Origin of the sequence: Streptomyces sp. NPDC050738, from assembly GCF_040654175.1 — a bacterium.
Classification (GTDB): domain Bacteria; phylum Actinomycetota; class Actinomycetes; order Streptomycetales; family Streptomycetaceae; genus Streptomyces.
This window is the reverse complement of sequence record NZ_JBFAHN010000005.1, coordinates 497,443-518,353: the sequence shown is the minus strand read 5'-3', so window position 1 is coordinate 518,353 and position 20,911 is coordinate 497,443. Positions and strand designations below refer to the sequence as shown.

21 protein-coding genes are annotated in these 20,911 nt (G+C 70.4%); 16 read left to right on the top strand and 5 right to left on the bottom strand.

The window, feature by feature from the left end:
* Window positions 1-29: 29 nt before the first annotated feature.
* Window positions 30-1,832 carry a glycoside hydrolase family 15 protein gene (locus AB0H78_RS16805; protein ID WP_363235131.1) on the bottom strand — a complete coding sequence of 601 codons (1,803 nt, stop codon included), beginning with the start codon at window positions 1,830-1,832 and terminating at the stop codon, window positions 30-32.
* 416 nt (window positions 1,833-2,248) lie between these two features.
* Between AB0H78_RS16805 and AB0H78_RS16800 the strand changes: the two genes are divergently transcribed.
* The 12 genes from AB0H78_RS16800 (at window position 2,249) to AB0H78_RS16745 (ending at window position 15,441) form a co-directional block, all read left to right on the top strand.
* Window positions 2,249-3,898 carry a CTP synthase gene (locus AB0H78_RS16800; protein ID WP_363235130.1) on the top strand — a complete coding sequence of 550 codons (1,650 nt, stop codon included), beginning with the start codon at window positions 2,249-2,251 and terminating at the stop codon, window positions 3,896-3,898.
* 86 nt (window positions 3,899-3,984) lie between these two features.
* Entirely contained in the window at window positions 3,985-4,611 is a 627-nt protein-coding gene (locus AB0H78_RS16795) for an NUDIX hydrolase (RefSeq protein WP_363235129.1), read from the top strand.
* Between the two features lie 93 nt (window positions 4,612-4,704).
* Window positions 4,705-6,741, top strand: a complete 2,037-nt coding sequence (locus AB0H78_RS16790) for a tetratricopeptide repeat protein (RefSeq protein WP_363235128.1) — start codon at window positions 4,705-4,707, stop codon at window positions 6,739-6,741.
* Between the two features lie 146 nt (window positions 6,742-6,887).
* Complete coding sequence (ald, locus tag AB0H78_RS16785) at window positions 6,888-8,003, top strand: alanine dehydrogenase (RefSeq protein WP_363235167.1); 1,116 nt, start codon at window positions 6,888-6,890, stop codon at window positions 8,001-8,003.
* 303 nt (window positions 8,004-8,306) lie between these two features.
* Entirely contained in the window at window positions 8,307-9,455 is a 1,149-nt protein-coding gene (locus AB0H78_RS16780) for a ParA family protein (RefSeq protein ID WP_363235126.1), read from the top strand.
* Window positions 9,440-9,973, top strand: coding sequence for a hypothetical protein (locus tag AB0H78_RS16775; protein ID WP_363235125.1), 534 nt, complete (start codon window positions 9,440-9,442; stop codon window positions 9,971-9,973). Before AB0H78_RS16780 ends, AB0H78_RS16775 begins: the two co-directional genes overlap by 16 nt.
* A 26-nt stretch (window positions 9,974-9,999) precedes the next feature.
* Window positions 10,000-10,995, top strand: coding sequence for a segregation/condensation protein A (locus AB0H78_RS16770; RefSeq protein WP_363235124.1), 996 nt, complete (start codon window positions 10,000-10,002; stop codon window positions 10,993-10,995).
* Window positions 10,992-11,645 carry an SMC-Scp complex subunit ScpB gene (gene scpB, locus AB0H78_RS16765; protein WP_363235123.1) on the top strand — a complete coding sequence of 218 codons (654 nt, stop codon included), beginning with the start codon at window positions 10,992-10,994 and terminating at the stop codon, window positions 11,643-11,645. Before AB0H78_RS16770 ends, scpB begins: the two co-directional genes overlap by 4 nt.
* The gene (locus tag AB0H78_RS16760; RefSeq protein ID WP_363235122.1) at window positions 11,645-12,817 is read left to right on the top strand and encodes a pseudouridine synthase; all 1,173 of its coding nucleotides are present in this window, start codon (window positions 11,645-11,647) and stop codon (window positions 12,815-12,817) included. Before scpB ends, AB0H78_RS16760 begins: the two co-directional genes overlap by 1 nt.
* A 120-nt stretch (window positions 12,818-12,937) precedes the next feature.
* Window positions 12,938-13,669 carry an NUDIX domain-containing protein gene (locus AB0H78_RS16755; RefSeq protein ID WP_363235121.1) on the top strand — a complete coding sequence of 244 codons (732 nt, stop codon included), beginning with the start codon at window positions 12,938-12,940 and terminating at the stop codon, window positions 13,667-13,669.
* A complete protein-coding gene (locus tag AB0H78_RS16750; RefSeq protein ID WP_363235120.1) occupies window positions 13,666-14,685 on the top strand; it encodes an ADP-ribosylglycohydrolase family protein in 1,020 nt (339 codons plus the stop codon). The genes AB0H78_RS16755 and AB0H78_RS16750 overlap by 4 nt, the downstream gene beginning before the upstream one ends.
* Window positions 14,686-14,688: 3 nt before the next feature.
* Complete coding sequence (locus AB0H78_RS16745) at window positions 14,689-15,441, top strand: nucleotidyltransferase domain-containing protein (protein WP_363235119.1); 753 nt, start codon at window positions 14,689-14,691, stop codon at window positions 15,439-15,441.
* Here the strand turns inward: AB0H78_RS16745 and AB0H78_RS16740 are convergent.
* The 4 genes from AB0H78_RS16740 to AB0H78_RS16725 are packed head-to-tail and all read right to left on the bottom strand — an operon-like array spanning window position 15,388 to window position 17,859.
* A complete protein-coding gene (locus tag AB0H78_RS16740) occupies window positions 15,388-16,116 on the bottom strand; it encodes a nucleotidyltransferase domain-containing protein (protein WP_363235118.1) in 729 nt (242 codons plus the stop codon). The genes AB0H78_RS16745 and AB0H78_RS16740 overlap by 54 nt on opposite strands.
* Window positions 16,117-16,127: 11 nt before the next feature.
* A complete protein-coding gene (locus AB0H78_RS16735; protein ID WP_363235117.1) occupies window positions 16,128-16,580 on the bottom strand; it encodes a Rieske (2Fe-2S) protein in 453 nt (150 codons plus the stop codon).
* Window positions 16,577-17,170 (bottom strand): DUF6529 family protein, encoded by a 594-nt coding sequence (locus AB0H78_RS16730; protein ID WP_363235116.1) that lies wholly within the window; start codon window positions 17,168-17,170, stop codon window positions 16,577-16,579. Before AB0H78_RS16730 ends, AB0H78_RS16735 begins: the two co-directional genes overlap by 4 nt.
* 20 nt (window positions 17,171-17,190) lie before the next feature.
* Window positions 17,191-17,859 carry a hypothetical protein gene (locus AB0H78_RS16725; protein WP_363235115.1) on the bottom strand — a complete coding sequence of 223 codons (669 nt, stop codon included), beginning with the start codon at window positions 17,857-17,859 and terminating at the stop codon, window positions 17,191-17,193.
* 194 nt (window positions 17,860-18,053) lie between these two features.
* Here AB0H78_RS16725 and AB0H78_RS16720 point away from each other — a divergent pair, with 194 nt between their 5' ends.
* The 4 genes from AB0H78_RS16720 to cmk all read left to right on the top strand — a co-directional run bounded on the left by AB0H78_RS16720 (window position 18,054) and on the right by cmk (window position 20,886).
* Complete coding sequence (locus tag AB0H78_RS16720; RefSeq protein WP_363235114.1) at window positions 18,054-18,494, top strand: YidB family protein; 441 nt, start codon at window positions 18,054-18,056, stop codon at window positions 18,492-18,494.
* Window positions 18,495-18,635: 141 nt separating this feature from the next.
* The gene (gene aroH, locus AB0H78_RS16715) at window positions 18,636-18,998 is read left to right on the top strand and encodes a chorismate mutase (protein ID WP_363235113.1); all 363 of its coding nucleotides are present in this window, start codon (window positions 18,636-18,638) and stop codon (window positions 18,996-18,998) included.
* Window positions 18,995-20,080, top strand: a complete 1,086-nt coding sequence (locus AB0H78_RS16710) for a prephenate dehydrogenase (RefSeq protein WP_363235112.1) — start codon at window positions 18,995-18,997, stop codon at window positions 20,078-20,080. The genes aroH and AB0H78_RS16710 overlap by 4 nt, the downstream gene beginning before the upstream one ends.
* A 98-nt stretch (window positions 20,081-20,178) precedes the next feature.
* On the top strand, window positions 20,179-20,886 hold the full coding sequence (gene cmk / locus AB0H78_RS16705; RefSeq protein WP_363235111.1) for a (d)CMP kinase: 708 nt from the start codon (window positions 20,179-20,181) through the stop codon (window positions 20,884-20,886).
* The last annotated feature ends 25 nt before the right edge of the window (window positions 20,887-20,911 follow it).

Genomic DNA, 20,911 nt, shown 5'->3' with positions numbered 1-20,911 from the left:
GACGCTACCCGAAGCGTCCGGGGCACAGATCAGCCGCCGTAGGCCCCCGATGCCGTCAGCCGCAGCGCCGTGTCGATCAGCGGCACGTGGCTGAAGGCCTGCGGGAAGTTGCCGACCTGGCGCTGGAGGCGGGAGTCCCACTCCTCGGCGAGGAGACCCAGGTCGTTGCGGAGCGCGAGCAGCTTCTCGAAGAGCTTGCGCGCCTCGTCCACGCGCCCGATCATCGCCAGGTCGTCGGCCAGCCAGAACGAACAGGCGAGGAAGGCTCCCTCGTCGCCCTCCAGGCCGTCGACGCCCGCGTCCCCGCCGGTGGTCGGATAGCGCAGGACGAATCCGTCCTCGGTGGACAGCTCGCGCTGGATCGCCTCGATGGTGCCGATGACCCGCTTGTCGTCCGGGGGCAGGAAGCCCATCTGCGGGATGAGCAGCAGGGAGGCGTCGAGCTCCTTCGACCCGTAGGACTGCGTGAAGGTGTTGCGCTCCTTGTCGTAACCCTTCTCGCAGACGTCCCGGTGGATGTCGTCGCGCAGCTCGCGCCACTTCTCCAGCGGGCCGTCGGCGTCGCCCGACTCGATGAGCTTGATCGTGCGGTCGACGGCGACCCAGGCCATCACCTTGGAGTGCACGAAGTGGCGGCGCGGGCCGCGGACCTCCCAGATGCCCTCGTCGGGCTGGTCCCAGTTGTCCTCGAGGTGACGGATCAGCTTCAGCTGGAGGAGGGCGGCGTGGTCGTTGCGGGCCAGGCCTGTCATGTGCGCCAGGTGCAGGGCCTCGGTGACCTCGCCGTACACATCGAGCTGGAGCTGGCCCGCCGCGCCGTTCCCGACGCGTACGGGGCCCGAGTTCTCGTACCCCGGAAGCCAGTCGAGCTCCGCCTCGCCGAGCTCGCGCTCACCCGCGATCCCGTACATGATCTGCAGGTTCTCCGGGTCGCCGGCGACCGCGCGCAGCAGCCATTCGCGCCAGGCACGGGCCTCCTCGCGGTAGCCGGTGCGCAGCAGCGAGGAGAGGGTGATCGCGGCGTCGCGGAGCCAGGTGTAGCGGTAGTCCCAATTCCGGGAGCCGCCGATGTCCTCGGGCAGCGAGGTCGTGGGGGCCGCCACGATGCCGCCGGTCGGCGCGTACGTCAGGGCCTTGAGCGTGATCAGCGAGCGGACCACGGCCTCGCGGTAGGGGCCGTGGTACGTGCACTGCTCCACCCACTCGCGCCAGAAGTCCTCCGTCAGCGTCAGCGCGCCTTCGGGGTCGGGCAGCGGCGGCGGCTCCTTGTGCGAGGGCTGCCAGCTGATCGTGAACGCGATCCGGTCACCCGGCGCGACGGTGAATTCGGAGTACGTCGTGAGGTTCTTGCCGAAGGTCTCGACCGAGGTGTCCAGCCACACCGAGTCGGGGCCGGCGACGGCGACCGTACGCCCGTCGACCTTGTGGACCCAGGGCGTGATCCGTCCGTAGCTGAAGCGCATACGGAGCGTGGAGCGCATCGGCACGCGCCCGCTCACGCCCTCCACGATGCGGATGAGCTGGGGTGCGCCGTCGCGTGGCGGCATGAAATCCGTCACCCGGACCGTGCCGCGCGGGGTGTCCCACTCCGACTCCAGGATCAGGGAGTCGTCGCGGTAGCGGCGGCGGACGGCAGGGGGCGGTGGGGCGTCCGCGGCATGCGCGGGGCCCAGTCGCCAGAAACCGTGCTCGTCGGTGCCGAGCAGTCCGGCAAAGACGGCGTGCGAGTCGAAGCGGGGCAGGCACAGCCAGTCGGCCGTGCCGTCCCTGCAGACCAGTGCCGCGGTCTGCATGTCTCCGATGAGTGCGTAATCCTCGATGCGCCCGGCCACGTGCAATCTCCAGTCGAACGGCCACGTCCGCCCCCAAAAGGGCGCTTGCAGTCAAGGGATCGTTGACGAGCTTTGTTTCCGGGAGCTGGCGGGGATGTTGCCGTTTGCCGGAGGCTCGGCAGCGAAGTGTCCGAGCAGGATACGACGCACCCTAGTGATCCGCGCGGCCCTCCCTGCAACAGGGCTGGGCCGAACGGGTGAGCGTCGGGTGGGCGAGCGATGACCATCCGGTGAAGCCCCGGTGAGAGGCGGTCCGTGCGTGGCCGGAAGCGACCTCCCGCTGTCGCTGATACCCTGGTACCCCGTGGACCGGTGGTGATTACGCCCCCGACCGCAGCGACGGCACCTCCGGAAGATTTCATTCCGGAAGGCCGGTACGTACCGCAGATCGCGACCACGGGAGCCCCCTCTTGGCCATGCAGACCAAATCCACGACGACCAAGCACCTCTTCGTCACCGGGGGTGTCGCCTCCTCCCTCGGCAAGGGTCTGACTGCCTCCAGCCTCGGCGCGCTCCTCAAGGCGCGGGGCCTCCGTGTCACCATGCAGAAGCTCGACCCGTACCTGAACGTCGACCCGGGCACGATGAACCCCTTCCAGCACGGCGAGGTGTTCGTCACCAACGACGGCGCCGAGACCGACCTGGACATCGGCCACTACGAGCGCTTCCTCGACGTCGACCTCGACGGCTCGGCCAACGTCACCACCGGCCAGGTCTACTCGCAGGTCATCGCCAAGGAGCGGCGCGGCGAGTACCTGGGCGACACGGTCCAGGTCATCCCGCACATCACCAACGAGATCAAGCACCGCATCCGCCGCATGGCCACCGACGACGTCGACGTGGTCATCACGGAGGTCGGCGGCACGGTCGGCGACATCGAGTCGCTGCCGTTCCTGGAGACCGTCCGCCAGGTCCGCCACGAGGTCGGCCGCGACAACGTCTTCGTCGTGCACATCTCGCTGCTGCCCTACATCGGTCCCTCCGGCGAGCTGAAGACCAAGCCCACCCAGCACTCGGTGGCGGCCCTGCGCAACATCGGTATCCAGCCGGATGCGATCGTCCTGCGCGCCGACCGCGACGTGCCGCTCTCCATCAAGCGCAAGATCTCGCTGATGTGCGACGTCGACGAGGACGCCGTGGTGGCCTGCGTGGACGCCAAGTCGATCTACGACATCCCCAAGGTCCTGCACACCGAGGGCCTGGACGCCTACGTCGTCCGCAAGCTGGACCTGCCCTTCCGCGATGTGGACTGGACGACCTGGGACGACCTCCTGGACCGCGTCCACAACCCCGAGCACGAGGTCACCGTCGCGCTGGTCGGCAAGTACATCGACCTGCCCGACGCCTACCTCTCGGTCACCGAGGCCATCCGCGCGGGCGGCTTCGCCAACAAGGCCCGCGTCAAGGTCAAGTGGGTCGCATCGGACGACTGCAGGACCCCGGCCGATGCCGCGAAGAACCTCGGCGACGTCGACGGGATCCTGGTCCCCGGCGGCTTCGGCGACCGCGGCGTCAACGGCAAGATCGGTGCGATCCAGTACGCCCGCGAGAACAAGGTGCCGCTGCTCGGCATCTGCCTGGGCCTCCAGTGCATCGTGATCGAGGCCGCGCGCAACCTGGCCGACATCCCCGACGCCAACTCCACCGAGTTCGACGCCGCCACCGCCCACCCGGTGATCTCCACCATGGAAGAGCAGCTGGCGTACGTCGAAGGCGCGGGCGACCTGGGCGGCACCATGCGCCTGGGCATGTACCCGGCGAAGCTCGCCGAAGGCTCGATCGTCCGTGAGGTCTACGACGACCAGCCGTACGTCGAGGAGCGTCACCGTCACCGCTACGAGGTGAACAACTCCTACCGCGCCGAGCTGGAGAAGAAGACGGGCATCGTCTTCTCCGGCACCTCCCCGGACAACAAGCTCGTCGAGTACGTCGAGTACCCGCGCGAGGTCCACCCCTACCTCGTCGCCACGCAGGCCCACCCGGAGCTGCGCTCCCGCCCGACCCGCCCGCACCCGCTCTTCGCGGGCCTTGTGAAGGCCGCCGTCGCGCGCAAGACAGGCAAGTAGCACCAGGAGTTACGGTTACCGGGGTACGAAATCCTCACGGGGATTCCGTACCCCGGTTTCTGTTTGTCGTGGGAGGACGAGGCTGCATGACCATCAAGGACACCGCCGAGGAGTGGCAGGTCACCGGGACGGTGACCCCGTTCACGGGCAACAAGACCAGCGTCCGCACCGACGAGGTGGTCATGCCCGACGGCGCGGTCGCCCACCGCGACTACCAGGTCCACCCCGGTTCGGTGGCCGTCCTCGCGCTCGACGACTCGGGCCGCGTCCTGGTCCTGCGCCAGTACCGCCACCCCGTACGCCACAAGCTCTGGGAGATCCCGGCCGGACTCCTCGACATCCCCGGCGAGAACCCGCTGCACGCCGCCCAGCGCGAGCTGTACGAGGAGGCGCACGTCAAGGCCGAGGACTGGCGGGTGCTGACCGACATCTACACCTCGCCCGGCGGCTCCGACGAGGCGGTGCGGATCTTCCTCGCCCGGGACATCTCCGAAGCGGACGGCGAGCGCTTCGAAGTCTCCGAGGAGGAGGCCGACATGGAGCTGGCACGCGTTCCGCTTCCCGAGCTCGTACGGGGCGTACTGGCCGGGGAACTGCACAACAGCTGCACGGTCGCGGGCGTCCTCGCGCTCAGCGCCGCACTGGCCGGCGAGGGCATCGACGCCCTTCGCCCGGCCGAGGCGCCCTGGCCCGCCCGGCCGTTCGAGGTCTGACCTTCCCGGTCCGATGATCCGTTGATCCGAACGGGCGATGTGCCCGCCGCGCTCCCCCTGGTCCGTCGCACTGTGTGAACTACGCTCGGCGGCGTGACGGATCAGGCGGTGCACGTGAGCGGCCGGGCCGATGTACGGGAACCCGGACGGACGGACGGTCAGTTCTTCGGCAGACAGCGGGAGTTGAAGTCGCTGCGCGCCGACATCGGACGGGCCGGTCTCGACACCATGGCCGGCCGGAAGGGCAAGCGCCCCCGGGTGCTGCTCATCGCCGGCAGGCCCGGTTCGGGACGCACCGCCCTGGCCGACGAGCTGGCCCGCGGCCTGGCCGGGGAGTACCCGGACGGCGTGCTGCGCGCCCGGCTGACCTCGCCGGGCGGCGAGCGCGTGCCGACCGCGGACACCGCGCGCGCACTGCTCGGTGCGCTGGCCGTCGTGGCGCCGCCGGGGGAGGGCGAGGACGAGCTCACGGAGCGTGTCCGCGAGGCCCTCTCGGTGCGCCGGGTGCTGCTGCTCCTCGACGACGCAGCCGACGCCGAGCAGGTCGATCCGCTGCTGCCGGACGCCGCCGACTGCCTGGTCGTGGCCACCTCCACGGGGCCGCTGACGGGAATCCCCGACGTGCGGCCGTGCACGCTCGGCGGTCTGGACGCCGCTGCGGGCGTCGAACTGCTCGGCCGGTTCACCGGCAAGGTCAGGATCACCGTCGACCCGAGGTCGGCGGAGACGCTCGTGGAGGAGTGCGGCGGCCAGCCGGCCGCGCTCGTCCTGGTGGGCGGCTGGCTCGCCGCCCGCCCCAAGGCGGCCGTCGCGGACGTGGCCAAGAAGCTCCGCGCACTGCCCGACGACGCCGAACAGCCCACCGGCGCCCGGCCGTTGGCGCGGGCATTCCGCTTCGTGTACGAGTCGCTGCCGGCGCCGGCGGCGCGGATACTGCGACTGCTCGCCCTCGCACCCGCCGGACTCGTCGACGCGCACACCGCCTCGGCCCTCGCCGGCTGCTCGGTCTCGGCCGCCCAGTCGACGCTGGACGACTTTGCCGCGCTCGGGTTGCTGCGGCAGGTCGGCCCCCTGTACGAGGTGCCCGGTGCCCTGGCGCCGCTGCTGCGGGCGCTCATGGAGGACCGCGACCGGCCCGCCGAGGTGCAGCTGGCCAGGGCGCGGATGCTGGAGCGGACCGTACGACAGCTGCAGTCCTGCCGTGCGGTCACCGAGCCCGACGGCTCCCCGGCCCGCAAGCGGCTCGCCGGACTGCCGAAGTCGCTGCGTTTCCCGAGCGCCCCGGCCGCGGCCGAGTGGCTGCGGGTGCGGCAGGGCGCCCTGCTGGCCTCGGCGCGGATCGCCGTCGAGGACGGTGACCTCGACACGCTGGCCCGCCGTCTGGTGGCCGCGCTCGTACGGGCACTGATCGCGCACCGGGGTGCGGAGGCGGCGGCCGCCGAGCTGTACGGGCTGCACCAGCTGGTGCTCTCCGTCGCCGAGCGGCGCGATCTGCCGCGGGAGAAGGCCGCCGCGCTGCTGAATCTGGCCGATCTCGACGCACGGACCGGGCGCACCCAGGAGGCGCTCGCGCGCTATCGGGCGGCCCTGGACGCCGGACGGGCCGCGAACGACCCGCTGGCGATCAGCCGCGCGATGGAATCCGTAGGCGGTGCCTACCAGGAGCTGGGGGACTGGCAGCGGGCCTCCGACTGGTACGGCCGGGCGCTGGCCCAGTGGCAGAGCCGGGGGGAGTCGGCCGACGAGGCGCGTCTCTACGGGCGGCTCGGCGCCGTACTGACCTATGCGGGGAACTACGGCGAGGCACTGCGGAACTGGCGTGCGGCGGCCGCCGGACACCGCCGTCTCGGTGATCTGGCGGGCCAGGCACGGGTGTTGAGCGAGGCGGCCCGGGTGCAGGAGTACGCGGGGCGGCCCGAGGAGTCGCTGCGCACCTGCCAGGAGGCGGTGGAGTGGGCGCGCCAGGCCTCCGACGTGCGGCTTCAGGCCGCGCTGGAGATCCGGCTCGCGGACACGCTGGACCGGCTGGGCGACCCGGCGGCGGCCCAGCTGCACAGGGGTTCGGCCGAGAGACTGCTGGTCGATCCGGCTTCTGCCTACGAAATCCGCAGTGGTTCGGCAAAAGATTGATGCATTGAAAGGCTAGACAGGGAGAAGTCCTTCCATAGACTGGGTTCACCGCGCACTTCCGTGGTGTCCCCCGCTGTGCTGTGCGCGGACGGGTATGTATGTCATTGCCCTAGTTGTCCCTCTCTGAGTCAAGGACCGTGATCGACGTGAAGGTCGGCATCCCCCGCGAGGTCAAGAACAACGAGTTCCGGGTGGCCATCACCCCCGCCGGAGTGCACGAGCTCGTGCGCCACGGTCATCAGGTCGTCGTCGAGCAGAACGCCGGTGTCGGTTCCTCGATCACGGACGCCGAGTACGTCGCGGCGGGCGCGCAGATCCTGGACACCGCCGACGAGGTCTGGGCCACCGCCGACCTGCTCCTGAAGGTCAAGGAGCCCGTCGCCGAGGAGTACCACCGCCTCCGCAAGGACCAGACCCTCTTCACCTACCTGCACCTCGCCGCCTCGCGCGAGTGCACGGACGCCCTCCTGGAGTCCGGCACCACCGCCATCGCGTACGAGACCGTGGAGACGGCCGGCCGGCAGCTGCCGCTGCTGGCCCCCATGTCCGAGGTCGCGGGCCGCATCGCCCCGCAGGTCGGCGCGTACCACCTGATGCGCCAGGTCGGCGGCCGCGGTGTGCTCCCCGGCGGTGTCCCCGGCACGGCTGCGGGCAAGGCCGTCGTCATCGGCGGCGGTGTCTCCGGCTGGAATGCCACGCAGATCGCGGTCGGCATGGGCTTCCACGTCACGCTGCTCGACCGGGACATCAACAAGCTGCGCGAAGCGGACAAGATCTTCGGCACGAAGGTGCAGACGATCGTCTCCAACGCCTTCGAACTGGAGAAGGCCGTCGTCGAGGCGGACCTCGTCATCGGCGCCGTTCTGATCCCCGGAGCCAAGGCCCCGAAGCTGGTCACCAACGAGCTCGTCGCCAAGATGAAGCCCGGAAGTGTACTTGTCGACATTGCAATTGATCAGGGTGGTTGCTTCGAGGACTCGCACCCGACGACGCACGCCGAGCCGACCTTCATGGTCCACAACTCGGTCTTCTACTGCGTCGCCAACATGCCGGGCGCGGTGCCCAACACCTCCACCTACGCGCTGACGAACGCCACGCTTCCGTACATCGTGGAGCTCGCGAACCGCGGCTGGACCGAGGCGCTGCGACGCGACCCGGCCCTTGCCCTGGGCCTCAACACCCATGACGGACAGGTGGTTTACGGTTCCGTCGCCGAGGCGCACGGCCTGGAGCACACCGAACTGAGCACGCTGCTCGGCTGACGCGTCAACACGCGTCGTCAACCGCGCGCAACCGGCCGGATCTTGCCCAGGTGAGGTCCGGCCGGTCGCGTGTTCAGCACCCGTGCGGCCCTCATGAGCCCTTGACACAAGGGTGTTGGGTTGCCGACACATCGGGCCCGGTCCGGCGGATTGTGTTGCTGCGGAGTGGTGACACGCCATAGAGTCGCCAACCGTCGGCATGGTTCTACGCTGACGAATCGACAAATTTTCCTGGTCACGTCCAAGGAGGTAAGACGACTTGTGAATGAGTCGACATTTACTCCCGGGGGTGGTCAACCAGGAATGCCTGTGCGGGATCAGGGTCCTGCAGGGCGCGAGGCTGCCGGTTCCGTCGCTGTCCGCACCTTCGCGGCGCGTCAGTACGGCCCGACCTCAGTGCAGACGACAGTCCACCCGAGTGCCCACCAGAGTATGGACGGCCAACACGTGAACGCCAGGGCCGGCGACCGGAGTGGCGATACGACCACCCATGTTCTCGCCGACTACACCGAGGTTCCCCAGGGGCATTTCTACGACCCCGACGCCGAATACGAGCCCGACCCCGAGTACGCGGCCACCCTCGCACCGGACGCTGCCCGTCAGCGCCGCGAGCGGATCGGCCCGACCGGAAGGCCGTTGCCGTACTTCCCGATCCCAGGACCACTGACCGACCACGGCCCCGCGAAGATCATCGCGATGTGCAACCAGAAGGGCGGCGTGGGCAAGACCACGTCGACCATCAATCTGGGTGCCGCGCTCGCGGAGTACGGACGCCGGGTGCTCCTCGTCGACTTCGACCCACAGGGTGCGCTGTCGGTGGGGCTCGGAGTCAATCCGATGGAGCTCGATCTCACCGTCTACAACCTGCTCATGGAGCGGGGCATGGCGGCGGACGAGGTGCTGCTGAAGACCGCGGTCCCCAACATGGACCTGCTGCCCAGCAACATCGACCTCTCCGCCGCGGAAGTGCAGCTGGTGAGCGAGGTCGCCCGTGAGTCCACGCTGCAGCGGGCGCTCAAGCCGCTGATGCAGGACTACGACTACATCGTGATCGACTGCCAGCCCTCGCTGGGTCTGCTCACCGTGAACGCCCTGACGGCGGCTCACAAGGTGATCGTGCCGCTGGAGTGCGAGTTCTTCGCGCTGCGTGGTGTGGCGCTGCTGACGGAGACCATCGAGAAGGTGCAGGAACGTCTCAACCCCGACCTGGAGTTGGACGGCATCCTCGCCACGATGTACGACTCGCGGACCGTGCACAGCCGTGAGGTGCTCGCCCGTGTGGTCGAGGCCTTCGACGAGCACGTCTACCACACGGTGATCGGCCGGACCGTGCGCTTCCCGGAGACCACGGTCGCCGGTGAGCCGATCACCACGTACGCCTCCAACTCCGTTGGTGCCGCCGCCTACCGCCAGCTCGCCAGGGAGGTGCTCGCCCGGTGTCACGCCGAGTGAGTCTGCCGGGGGCCGACGAACTGTTCCGTACGACCGGGGGCATGGCGCTGACGTCCTCGTCCCCGCGCCGGTCCGCCAACGGCGAGGCCAGAGTGCCGGGGCCCGCGGGGGAGAGCGACACCGCCGCTTCGGAGAAGTCCGGTGAGCCCTCGGAGCACTCCGCCGCGGAGGAGGACTCCGCCTCGGGGGAACCGCGGAGCCGCACCGCCGACGGGGAGGCCGCAGGACGGCGTCCCCAGGCGGCTCAGGCGGCTCCTCAGCAGCAGCGGCGCCGTGGGGGTGGGCGCGGGGCCAACAGGCGGCCCACCGGGCGTGAGCGGCACGACGAGAAGATCACGGTCTATGTCTCGGCCGAGGAGCTGATGGACCTCGAGCACGCGCGTCTGGTGCTGCGGGGCGAGCACGGGCTCGCGGTCGACCGCGGGCGGATCGTGCGCGAGGCCGTCGCCGTGGTCCTTGCCGACCTGGAGTCGCGGGGCGACGCGAGCATTCTCGTACGGCGGCTGCGCGGGCGCTGAGGCGTACCTCCGTACCCTGGACCGCGATGCCTCCGACGACCGACGAACCCGCGCAGCCCCGCCGCCGCTCCCTGGGGCGCGGTCCCGGGGCTGCGGCGGGCCCGGAGACGGAGATCTCCGCAGCGCCGCCTCCCGCTGTTCTTGATGCGCCGGAGCCTGGGCCTGGGCCGGAGCCCGAACCCGCCCCTGAGCCCGACGACGGGCGGTTCAAGGTGCGGCTGGCCAACTTCGAGGGCCCCTTCGATCTGCTGCTGCAGCTGATCTCCAAGCACAAGCTCGATGTGACCGAGGTGGCGCTCTCCAAGGTCACCGACGAGTTCATGGTCCACATCAGGGCCATGGGCAGCGACTGGGACCTCGATCAGATGACCGAGTTCCTGGTGGTCGCGGCCACCCTGCTCGATCTCAAGGCCGCCCGGCTGCTGCCGGCAGCCGAGGTCGAGGACGAGGCCGACCTGGCGCTCCTGGAGGCGCGGGACCTGCTCTTCGCGCGGCTGCTGCAGTACCGCGCGTACAAGAAGATCGCGGACATCTTCAGCGGGCGTCTCGAGTCGGAGGCCCGGCGGTATCCGCGGACCGTGGGGCTCGAGGCACATCTGGCGGAGCTGCTGCCCGAGGTCGTCATCAGCATCGGCGCCGAGGGCTTCGCGAAGCTGGCCGTGAAGGCGATGCAGCCCAGGGCCAAGCCTCAGGTGTACATCGACCACATCCATGCGCCGCTGGTGAGTGTGCAGGAGCAGGCCGGGATCGTCATGGCGCGGCTGCGGGAGCTGGGCGAGGCGAGTTTCCAGGATCTGGTGGCCGACACCGACGACACACTCACCGTCGTCGCACGGTTCCTGGCGCTCCTGGAGCTGTACCGCGAGAAGGCCGTCACCCTCGACCAGGAGACGGCACTGGGCGAGCTGCTCGTGCGCTGGACCGGCGGCGACGGTGCGGCGGAGCCGGTGGTGACGGACGAGTTCGACCGGGCCCCCGAGGTGCCCGACCGCAACAGCGAGCGGAAAGAGGGAGCGGTATGAGCACCGAGACGGACAGTGCGGTGAGCGGTGTGGCCGCGCTCGAGCTCAGGCCCGCGCTGGAGGCCGTACTGATGGTCGTGGACGAGCCGGCCACCGAGGAGCACCTCGCGAAGATCCTGCAGCGGCCCCGGCGGGCCGTGGCCGACGCCCTGCGGGCCCTTGCCGACGAGTACACCGTCCAGGGGCGGGGCTTCGAGCTGCGGCTGGTGGCCGGGGGATGGCGGTTCTACAGCCGGGCGCAGTACGCGGAGGCCGTGGAGGGCTTCGTGCTCGACGGTCAGCAGGCCCGTCTCACCCAGGCGGCGCTGGAGACCCTGGCCGTCGTCGCGTACCGCCAGCCGGTCAGCAGGTCGCGGGTCTCGGCGGTACGCGGAGTCAACTGTGACGGGGTCATGCGGACCCTCCTGCAGAGGGGCCTGGTCGAGGAAGTGGGCGCGGAACCCGAAACAGGTGCGATCCTGTACAGGACGACGAACTACTTTCTGGAGCGGATGGGCCTGCGAGGCCTGGACGAGCTCCCGGAGCTCGCACCCTTCCTCCCCGAGGCGGATGCGATCGAGGCCGAGACACAAGAGGGTGTGCCGTCGTTCGATCCGGATGCACCGGACGGTCCGGACACCGACGCAGACGACGACAAGACGGAATTTTGATGCGAAGCAACGACAGGAACAGCGGTAGCGGCAACCGGGACAACCGGGGTGCGGGCGGCAGGTCACAGTCCCCCCGGCCGAAGTCCCAGGGTGCGCGAGGCGACCAGCGCGGAGACCAGCGACCCGGTCCGCGCGGGGACAAGCAGGAGGAGCGCCCGCGCAAGCCCCGCCCCGAGGAGCGCCGCTACGACGTCGGCAACGACGCCCCCGGTGCGGGCCAGGGACGCCAGGGCGGCGCGAAGTCCGGCCGCGGCGCCTCGGCGCGCGGCGGTGCCAAGGGCGGTCCCAAGAGCCCGCAGGGCGGCACTCCCGTGCGCCGTGGTCCGCACGGGCAGCGGATCGGCCAGGCCCAGTCGCGCGAGCTCGACGCCAAGATCGAGCAGCGCAACCGGGACAGGTACGAGAACCGGCCGCCGCAGGTCAAGACCCCCAAGACCCACCCCGGCGCGGAGGAGGAGGGCGAGCGCCTGCAGAAGGTCCTCGCCCGCGCGGGCATGGGTTCGCGGCGTGCCTGCGAGGAGCTCATCGACCAGGCGCGCGTGGAGATCAACGGCGAGATCGTCATGGAGCAGGGCCGCCGTGTCCTGCCCAAGGACGAGATCAAGGTGGACGGCCTGACCGTCGCCACCCAGTCGTACCTCTTCTTCGCACTGAACAAGCCGGCCGGTGTCGTCTCCTCCATGGAGGACCCGGACGGACGCCAGAACCTCGGCGACTACGTCAACAACCGGGAGACCCGCCTCTTCCACGTGGGGCGTCTGGACACCGAGACCGAGGGCATCATCCTCCTCACCAACCACGGCGAGCTGGCCCACCGGCTGACGCACCCGCGGTACGGCGTGAAGAAGGTCTACCTCGCGGCGATCCAGGGACCGCTCCCGCGCGACCTGGGCAAGCGGCTCAAGGACGGCATCGAGCTGGAGGACGGGTACGCCCGCGCCGACCACTTCCGCGTCGTCGAGAACACCGGCAAGAACTACCTGGTCGAGGTGACCCTCCACGAGGGCCGCAAGCACATCGTCCGCCGGATGCTGGCCGAGGCCGGCTTCCCGGTCGAGAAGCTGGTGCGTGTCTCCTTCGGACCGATCGGTCTCGGAGACCAGAAGTCCGGCTGGCTGCGCCGTCTGACGAACACCGAGGTCGGCATGCTGATGAAGGAAGTCGGCATGTAGGCGTCGCCTGTCACGCTTCGTGACCCGGTTCCCGCGTTTTCGCGGGGACCGGGTTTTTTGCTTGTCGGGCTCCGCTTCCCGCTTTATAGTCAGAGTGACCATTAAAGCGGAGGCGTGCAGATGACCAACCCGGCGAAGGACTACGACCCTTATGCCTTCGAACCCTTTGCCGTGACCGTCGACCTTGCCGTCTTCACCGTGCGGGACGGGCAGTTGCATGTGCTGCTGATCCGGCGCGGGCAGGAGCCGTACGCCGGATCCTGGGCGCTGCCCGGGGGATTCGTACTGCCGAGGGAGTCCGCCGAGGAGGCCGCCCGGCGCGAACTGGCCGAAGAGACCGGGCTGTCGGAGGCAGTTGTGGACGCGCTCCACCTGGAGCAGCTGCGCACCTACAGCGGACCCGACCGCGACCCCAGGATGCGGGTCGTGTCGGTGGCGTACACCGCGCTCGTGCCCGATCTTCCGGAACCGCACGGGGGTGGCGACGCGGCGCACGCGGAGTGGGTGGCCGCGGGCGCGCCGGGTGAACTCGCCTTCGACCACGGGCAGATCGTTGCCGACGCGCACGAGCGGATCGGCGCCAAGATCGAGTACAGCTGCCTCGCCACGACCTTCTGCCCGCCCGCTTTCACGCTGGGCGAGCTTCAGCAGGTGTACGAGACCGTCTGGGGCACCGTCCTGGACCGGCCCAACTTCCGGCGCAAGGTCCTGGCCACACCCGGCTTCGTCGAGCCGGTCGCCGGGGCCTCGCGCCTCACCGGGGGACGGGGGAAGCCGGCCTCGCTCTATCGGGCGGGGCCGGCCACCGCCCTCCACCCACCTCTTCTGCGCCCCGAAGGACGGACGGCATGAGCACTGGCATGAGTACGAAATGGGCGGCCACCGGATCGCTGATCGGCCTCGCGCTCGGGGACGCCCTCGGCTTCCCGACCGAGTTCAACACCGTCCCCCAGATCCTCGCCAAGTGCGGGCCGTGGCGCGAGATGGAGCTGATCAAGCCCGCGATCGTCAGCGACGACACCCAGATGACGCTGGCGCTGGGGCGTGGGATGCGCACCGCCATGGACCGGGGGCTGCTGGCGCCGCTGCGGATGGCGCGGCCGGTGCGCGAGGAGTTCGTGAACTGGTACCACTCGCCGGAGAACAACCGGGCGCCGGGGCGGACCTGTCTGAAGGCCTGTGGCCTTCTGGACAGTGACATGCCCTGGCAGGAGGCCAGCCAGATCGGGTCCAAGGGGTGCGGGGCCAATATGCGGGTCGCGCCGGTGGGTCTCGTGCCGGGGCTGAGCGTGGAACAGCGGGCGGGGGCGGCGCAGTTGCAGGCGGCGCTCACGCATGGGCATCCGACGGCGCTGGCCGCGAGTGACCTGACGGCGCGGGCGGTCTATCTGCTGGCGCACGGTGCCGATCCGACGGGGCTGGTCGGCCAGCTCCGCTCGTACGCCTTCGAGAACCGCAGCCACTACAACGCGCGCTGGCTGGGGGAGCTGTGGCGGCACTCCCAGGACCCGTCGCCCGAGGCCTTCATCTCCCGGGGCTGGGACGACTGCCTCACCGCGCTCGACCGGGTCGTCAAGGCGATGCGGTCGCCGTCCCCGGAGACGGATCCGTGCCTGGAGACGGGGGAGGGGTGGATCGCGGAGGAGGCGCTGGCCACCGGGCTGCTGTGCTTCCTGCTCTTTCCCGATGAGCCTGTGCTGGCTTTGCGCCGGGCGGCGTGCACGGAGGGGGACTCCGACTCGATCGCCTGTCTTACGGGGGCCTTTGCGGGGGCGCATCTGGGGGCGCGGGCCTGGCCTCAGGAGTGGGAGGAGCGCATCGAGTACCGGAGCGAGCTGCTGACGCTGGGGGCGCTCTGGGATGCTTGATCCATGATGGACATATCCGGTCTCGACCTGGGCGACGTGGTCACGGAGCAGCCTGATCCGCTGCTCTTCGCGACCGTCTCCGGCGCACACCTGTACGGCTTCCCCTCGCAGGACTCCGACGTGGACCTGCGCGGCGTCCATCTGCTGCCCGTGGAGGCCCTGGTGGGGCTGCGGGAACCGGAGGAGACCCGGTCGCTCATGTGGGACCGCGAGGGTGTCGAAATGGATCTCGTCACGCACGACCTGCGGAAGTTCGTGAGGCTGATGCTCAAGCGCAACGGCTACGTGCTGGAGCAGCTGCTCTCCCCGCTCGTCGTGCACGCGTCGGACGCGCACGCCGAGCTGATCGCCCTCGTGCCCGGGGTGCTGACCAGCAACCACGCTCACCACTACCGGGGCTTCGCCACCACACAGTGGCGGCTCTTCGAGAAGACCGGCGAACTCAAGCCGTTGCTGTACACCTTCCGGGTGCTGCTCACCGGTATCCACCTGATGCGCAGCGGCGAGGTGCAGGCGGATCTGCGCGCGCTGGCGCGGGAGGTGGACGAGGGGCCGGCGTATCTGGCGGAGCTGATCGCGGTGAAGGCCGAGGCCGAGCACGGGAGAGCGCCGGTCGAAACGGGGCGGGTGCGGGCCGACGTCGAGGCACTGCACGGTGTCCTCGACGAGGCGCAGGCCGCGTCCGCGCTGCCGGAAACAGCCTCAGCGCACGACGCCCTGCACGATTTCGTCGTACGGACCCGACTCCAGCGCTGAGGCGCGGCGGACCCGGTACAGGAACTCCTCCACTCGCGCACGGTCCGGGGCCGCCGGGAGCGGGGTCGTGGCCGCCGCGCGGTCGCACTCCTCGGCCAGGCGGGTCATCCGGGTCTCGAACTCCGGCCACGAGACCTCGCCTCGTTTGACCGCCAGCAGGGACTCGCGGTCCTCGCCCACGTCGATCACCAGCTCGCCCGTGCGGAGCAGGTCGCGGCAGGCTGCGAGGAGGCGCAGCAGGTGCATCGCGTGCTTCCAGCGCGGGGCGCCGTGCAGTCGTACGTCCGCGTCCAGCTTCTTGCGCTGGCCGAACGCGTAGTTCGCGAACGTCCGGTGCACTTCGCGGGAGAGGAACGCGCCGCGCAGCGCGAGGAGTTCGCGGCCCGTTGTGGTGATGTGGTCGACGAGCGGGGAATGCAGGCACTCCAGGATGTTGGGGTTGGCGCGCAGGGCGAGTTCGCAGAAGCGCTCCAGCTCCCAGGAGAACTGCTCCTCGGCCGGGCCGTCGACGTGGGTGACCGGCTTGTCGAAGTGCCAGAACAGGGGTGTGGGGGCGAGGAAGACGCCCCGGCGGTCCGTGTCGCTGGTGTCGGTGGCCAGGCCGAAGGCGCGTGAGCCCATCACGCAGGAGTAGACGGTGTGGTCGCGTACCAGCTCTTCGGGAGTGACGTGCATGGACCGGGACGTTACGCCAGGGTGATCGAATCGCCGGTGACTTTTATCGCCTGGGGGGCGAGCGGGCGGGGTGCCGGGCCGCCCGCCACCGACGCGTCCGCGATGCGGTATTTGGAGCCGTGGCAGGGGCAGTTGATGGTGCCGCCCGAGACGCTGCTGACCGTACAGCCCTGGTGGGTGCAGACCGCGGAGAAGGCCTTGAAGTCGCCCGCTTCGGGCTGGGTGACCACGACCTTCTTGTCGGCGAAGATCTTTCCGCCGCCGACCGGGATCGCGGAGGTCTTGGCCAGCTCCGGAGCACCGCCACCGCCACCGCCGCCCCCGGAAGGCTTCGCGCTGCCCGCGTCGGACGTGGGCGGGGCCTCCGGCTGCGGCGACTCGTCCCCGTACTTCGTGCAGCCCGCCAGGGCCGCCAGTGCGGCGCCCGTCGCGAGGACGGTGCGGCGGCTCGTCGGGCTGCTCATGTCGTGACTCCGAACGTACGGAAGAACCAGAGCGCCGAGGTCAGCCAGATGACGGTGAGCACGACGAGGACGAGGCCGCCGACGACCGGGATCAGCCAGCCGGGCAGCCGCTGGGCACGGAGCAGCAGCATTTTGGCGCTGAACGCACCGAAGAAGAAGCAGCCGAGGAGCGAATGCCACATCACGCGGGTGTTGTACGTCTGGTAGCCCAGCGCATAGAGGCAGTGGACCGCGACGGGCACCGCCAGCAGGAAGGCGATCCTGCCCGACCAGCGGTGCAGGGGTGCGGTCCAGGTGGTGCCGCCCAGGCCCGGCAGCCGGCCGTACATCGCCAGTGCCGAGAGGAGCTGGACGAGCGCGAAGGCGACGGCGGTGGTGGCCAGCCAGGACTTGACCGCGCCCGTGCTGTTGAAGCCCGCGATGTTGAAGGCGGTGCCCGCGGGGTCGTGCTCCTTGCCGTACACACCGAGTCCGACGGCGACCGCCGCGGCCACGAGCGCGGGCACCAGGTAGCGGGCGGCGCCAGGGCGGGCGTGGCCGTCCGGCTGGGCGGGGAACGAGGCGGTGGGGGCGTTGGGGTCGACGCTCATGGCGTACTCACTCCCTGCACTCAGGGGACGGCGGGGGCAGCGGTGATCTCGGTGCCGTTCACGGTCACGGCGCCGGTCTGCGGGTCGATCGGGGGTGCGGCAGCGGGCTCGCCGTCGCTGTCGACGATGCCGACCTGACGGCCGTCCTGCAGGACGATCCAGCCGCCGTCGATCTTCGCGCCGCGCACCTCGGTGGTGGCGCGGTAGAGACCGGAGGGCTTGACCGCCTTCGCCGCGGTGAACTGCCAGGCCTGCTTGCGGACGGTGACCGTGCCGTCGACCTTGTTCCCGCGCAGGGTGCCGTCGAGCTTCGCGCCGTCGCTGCCGGTCAGCCGCATGGTGCCGTCATCCTTGACGTCGCCCTTCAGCCAGGCCTCCTTGGTGCGGCCGTCGCAGAAGTACGCGATGGCTTTGCCGCCCTTGAGCGAGATGGCGACGGAGGCCTTGTCGTCCTTGGTGCGGCCCGCGTACGAGGCGTCCGGCGGCGGGGTCGCGGTCCGCGACGGTTTCGGCGCCGCGGTGGTCGCGGCGGGAGAGGGCTTCTCCGTGTTCGGCACGGCGCTGGGCGCTGGGGCCGGGCTGTTTCCGTACGAGGACGTGCCCTTCCCCGTCGCGGCGTTCAGCGACAGCATCACGAGGGCCAGGAGCAGGCCGGCGAGGAGTGTGAACAGGGGTCCTGAACGCTTCATGGAAGGCCTCCCCCGAGGCGCCGAGTGGTGCAGAACCACCATGAGAGCGGACCTGGACCCCCGGCGTCCATAGCGCGAACAGGTCTGTGTCGCCCAAGTGGCGGCATAGGGATGTTTACGCCAGATTGTCTGGTACTGGTGTCGGGCATTCCGCGTACCGCGGACCCGGCTGTCCTTCCTCGAAAGGCAGAACCATGGCGGGAAATGACCTCGGCAGTCTGCTCGGCGGCCTCCTGGGCGGCGGCGGCAAGAGCGCCGAAGGGGGAACCGCGGCCGGCGGCGGAGCCGGAGACATCCTCGGCTCGCTGCTCGGCGCGTTCAGCGGCAAGGGTGGCAGCAGCGGGAGCAACCCCCTCGAAGGTCTGATGGGGATGCTGACTAAGTCCGGGCTGATGGACCAGGCGCAGTCCTGGGTCGGCGGCGGCGACAACAAGCAGGTCAGCGGCGAGCAGATCGCCCAGGCGCTGCCGGACGAGACCCTGCAGAAAGTCGCCGACGAGGCGGGCGTCTCCACGCAGCAGGCGGCCGACCAGATCGCCCAGTCGCTTCCGCAGGCGGTCGACAAGCTGACCCCGGGGGGCGAGGTCCCGCACGGCGGCTCCATGGAGGACCTCATCAAGCAGCAGCAGCTCTGACGCTGCTGCACCACCGCGGCGGCTGCTCCCGGGACGTGTCTCGGAGGGCGGTCGCCGCAGTGGTGTGCCGGTGCGGCTGACTACTCTTGACGGAGCAGCCGAACCTGAGCAGCCGAACCTTTTGCGATCAAGGAGCATCACGTGGCGGTACGAGCGGTCCGCGGAGCCGTCCAGCTGGAGCGGGACGACGCCGGACACATGGACGAGCAGGTCAGCGAGCTGCTCACCGCCGTCCTCGAGCGCAACGGGCTTGTCGCCGACGACCTGATCAGCATCTGGTTCACGGCCACCCCTGACCTGCACAGCGACTTCCCGGCGGCTGCCGCCCGCAAGCTCGGCATCGTGGACGTACCGCTGATCTGCGCCCAGGAGCTCGACATCACGGGCGCCATGCCCAGGGTCGTACGGGTCCTGGCGCACGTGGAGACGTACCTGCCCAGGTCGGAGATCGCCCACGTCTACCTCGGTGCCGCGGGCGCCCTGCGCAAGGACATCGCCCAGTGAGAACCGCCCTCGTCATCGGCACCGGCCTGATCGGCACCTCCGCCGCGCTCGCTCTCGCGAGCCGGGGCGTCACGGTCCACCTCGTCGACCACGATCCCGGGCAGGCGCGTACGGCCGCAGCCCTCGGGGCCGGTACGGACGATCCGCCCGAGGGGCGCGTGGACCTGGCGATCGTCGCCGTACCGCCCGCACACGTGGCCAGGAGCCTGGCCGACGCGATGGGGCGCGGGGCGGCGCGCGCCTACATAGACGTCGCGAGTGTCAAGGGCGGTCCGCGGCGCGAGCTGGAGGCGCTGGGCTGCGACCTCACCGCGTACATCGGCACGCACCCGATGTCGGGCAAGGAGCGCTCGGGTCCGCTGGCCGCGACCGCCGACCTCTTCGAGGGGCGGCCCTGGGTGCTCACGCCGACCAGGGACACCGACACCGAGGTCCTCAACCTGGCCCTGGAGCTGGTCGCGCTCTGCCGTGCCGTGCCGGTCGTCATGGACGCCGACGCGCACGACCGGGCCGTGGCGCTGGTCTCCCACACCCCGCAGCTGATCTCCTCCATGGTCGCGGCCCGTCTCGAGGAGGCGGACGACACCGCGGTACGGCTGTGCGGCCAGGGCATCAGGGACGTGACCCGGATCGCCGCGTCCGACCCGCGGATGTGGGTGGAGATCCTGTCCGCCAACCCGGGGCCCGTGGCCGATGTGCTGGCCGGGGTCGCCGCCGACCTGGACGAGACCGTCCTGGCCCTGCGCGCGCTGCAGTCCTCGGACGAGGAGAAGCGGCGGGGCGGCGCCGAAGGCATCGAGGACGTACTGCGGCGGGGCAACGCGGGGCGGGTGCGGGTGCCGGGCAAACACGGTGCGGCCCCGGCGACGTACGAGATCGTGGCGGTGCTCATCAGCGACCAGCCGGGCGAGCTCGCCCGGATCTTCGCCGATGCGGGCCGGGCCGGGGTCAACATCGAGGACGTACGGATCGAGCACGCGACCGGGCAGCAGGCGGGTCTGGTCCAGCTCATGGTCGAGCCGGGGGCGGTGCCGGGGCTCTCGGCGTCGCTGCGGGAGCGGGGCTGGGCGCTGCGGCAGTAGGGCCGTGGCACGGGCGGCGTAACCAGGGTGCCCGGGCGGCCGGTAACCTGGTGCGGGGCACTTCTGCGCCCTGATGTCTTTTCCCGTGAACCAGGAAGGTGTCCGTCACCGTGGAAACCGCCGCCCGGACCGCTCCGGCAGCAGTGATCGTCGCCATCGACGGCCCCTCCGGCACGGGCAAGTCCAGCACCTCCAAGGCCGTCGCCGCCAAGCTCGGCCTCAGTTACCTGGACACCGGCGCCCAGTACCGCGCCATCACCTGGTGGATGCTGAACAACGGCATCGACGTCGACGACGCCGCCGCCGTGGCCGACGCCTCGGCCAAGCCCTCCATCGAGTCCGGCACCGACCCGTCCGCCCCGACCATCACGGTAGACGGACAGGACGCCTCCGGGCCGATCCGTACGCAGGAGGTCACCTCCAAGGTCAGCGCGGTCAGCGCGGTCCCCGAGGTGCGTGCGCTCATCACCGAGCTGCAGCGGGCCACCGCCGCGGGCGCCGAGCTGGGCATCGTCGTCGAGGGGCGGGACATCGGCACCACGGTGCTGCCCGCAGCCGACCTCAAGATCTTCCTGACGGCCTCGCCCGAGGCACGCGCCGCCCGGCGCAGCGGCGAGGTCAAGGGAGCCGATGTCGCGGCCACCCGGGAGGCGCTCGTCAAGCGGGACGCGGCCGACTCCAGCCGTAAGACCTCGCCGCTCGCCAAGGCGGACGACGCGGTCGAGGTGGACACCACGGATCTGACCCTTGACCAGGTCATCGAGTGTGTCGTCACCCTCATCGAGGAGAAGCGGGCAGCCAAGTGACCGCTGGCGCCCAGCGCGGTGCGGC

Excerpts from the sequence above, each read along its gene's own strand:
- AB0H78_RS16735 (WP_363235117.1), bottom strand. The coding sequence starts at position 16,580 with ATGAGCAGCCCGACGAGCCGCCGCACCGTCCTCGCGACGGGCGCCGCA.
- AB0H78_RS16770 (WP_363235124.1), top strand. The coding sequence starts at position 10,000 with ATGCCTCCGACGACCGACGAACCCGCGCAGCCCCGCCGCCGCTCCCTG.
- AB0H78_RS16725 (WP_363235115.1), bottom strand. The coding sequence starts at position 17,859 with ATGAAGCGTTCAGGACCCCTGTTCACACTCCTCGCCGGCCTGCTCCTG.
- AB0H78_RS16780 (WP_363235126.1), top strand. The coding sequence starts at position 8,307 with ATGCCTGTGCGGGATCAGGGTCCTGCAGGGCGCGAGGCTGCCGGTTCC.
- AB0H78_RS16745 (WP_363235119.1), top strand. The coding sequence starts at position 14,689 with ATGATGGACATATCCGGTCTCGACCTGGGCGACGTGGTCACGGAGCAG.
- AB0H78_RS16800 (WP_363235130.1), top strand. The coding sequence starts at position 2,249 with ATGCAGACCAAATCCACGACGACCAAGCACCTCTTCGTCACCGGGGGT.
- AB0H78_RS16740 (WP_363235118.1), bottom strand. The coding sequence starts at position 16,116 with ATGCACGTCACTCCCGAAGAGCTGGTACGCGACCACACCGTCTACTCC.
- AB0H78_RS16760 (WP_363235122.1), top strand. The coding sequence starts at position 11,645 with ATGCGAAGCAACGACAGGAACAGCGGTAGCGGCAACCGGGACAACCGG.
- AB0H78_RS16750 (WP_363235120.1), top strand. The coding sequence starts at position 13,666 with ATGAGCACTGGCATGAGTACGAAATGGGCGGCCACCGGATCGCTGATC.
- AB0H78_RS16720 (WP_363235114.1), top strand. The coding sequence starts at position 18,054 with ATGGCGGGAAATGACCTCGGCAGTCTGCTCGGCGGCCTCCTGGGCGGC.
- AB0H78_RS16730 (WP_363235116.1), bottom strand. The coding sequence starts at position 17,170 with ATGAGCGTCGACCCCAACGCCCCCACCGCCTCGTTCCCCGCCCAGCCG.
- scpB (WP_363235123.1), top strand. The coding sequence starts at position 10,992 with ATGAGCACCGAGACGGACAGTGCGGTGAGCGGTGTGGCCGCGCTCGAG.
- AB0H78_RS16795 (WP_363235129.1), top strand. The coding sequence starts at position 3,985 with ATGACCATCAAGGACACCGCCGAGGAGTGGCAGGTCACCGGGACGGTG.
- AB0H78_RS16755 (WP_363235121.1), top strand. The coding sequence starts at position 12,938 with ATGACCAACCCGGCGAAGGACTACGACCCTTATGCCTTCGAACCCTTT.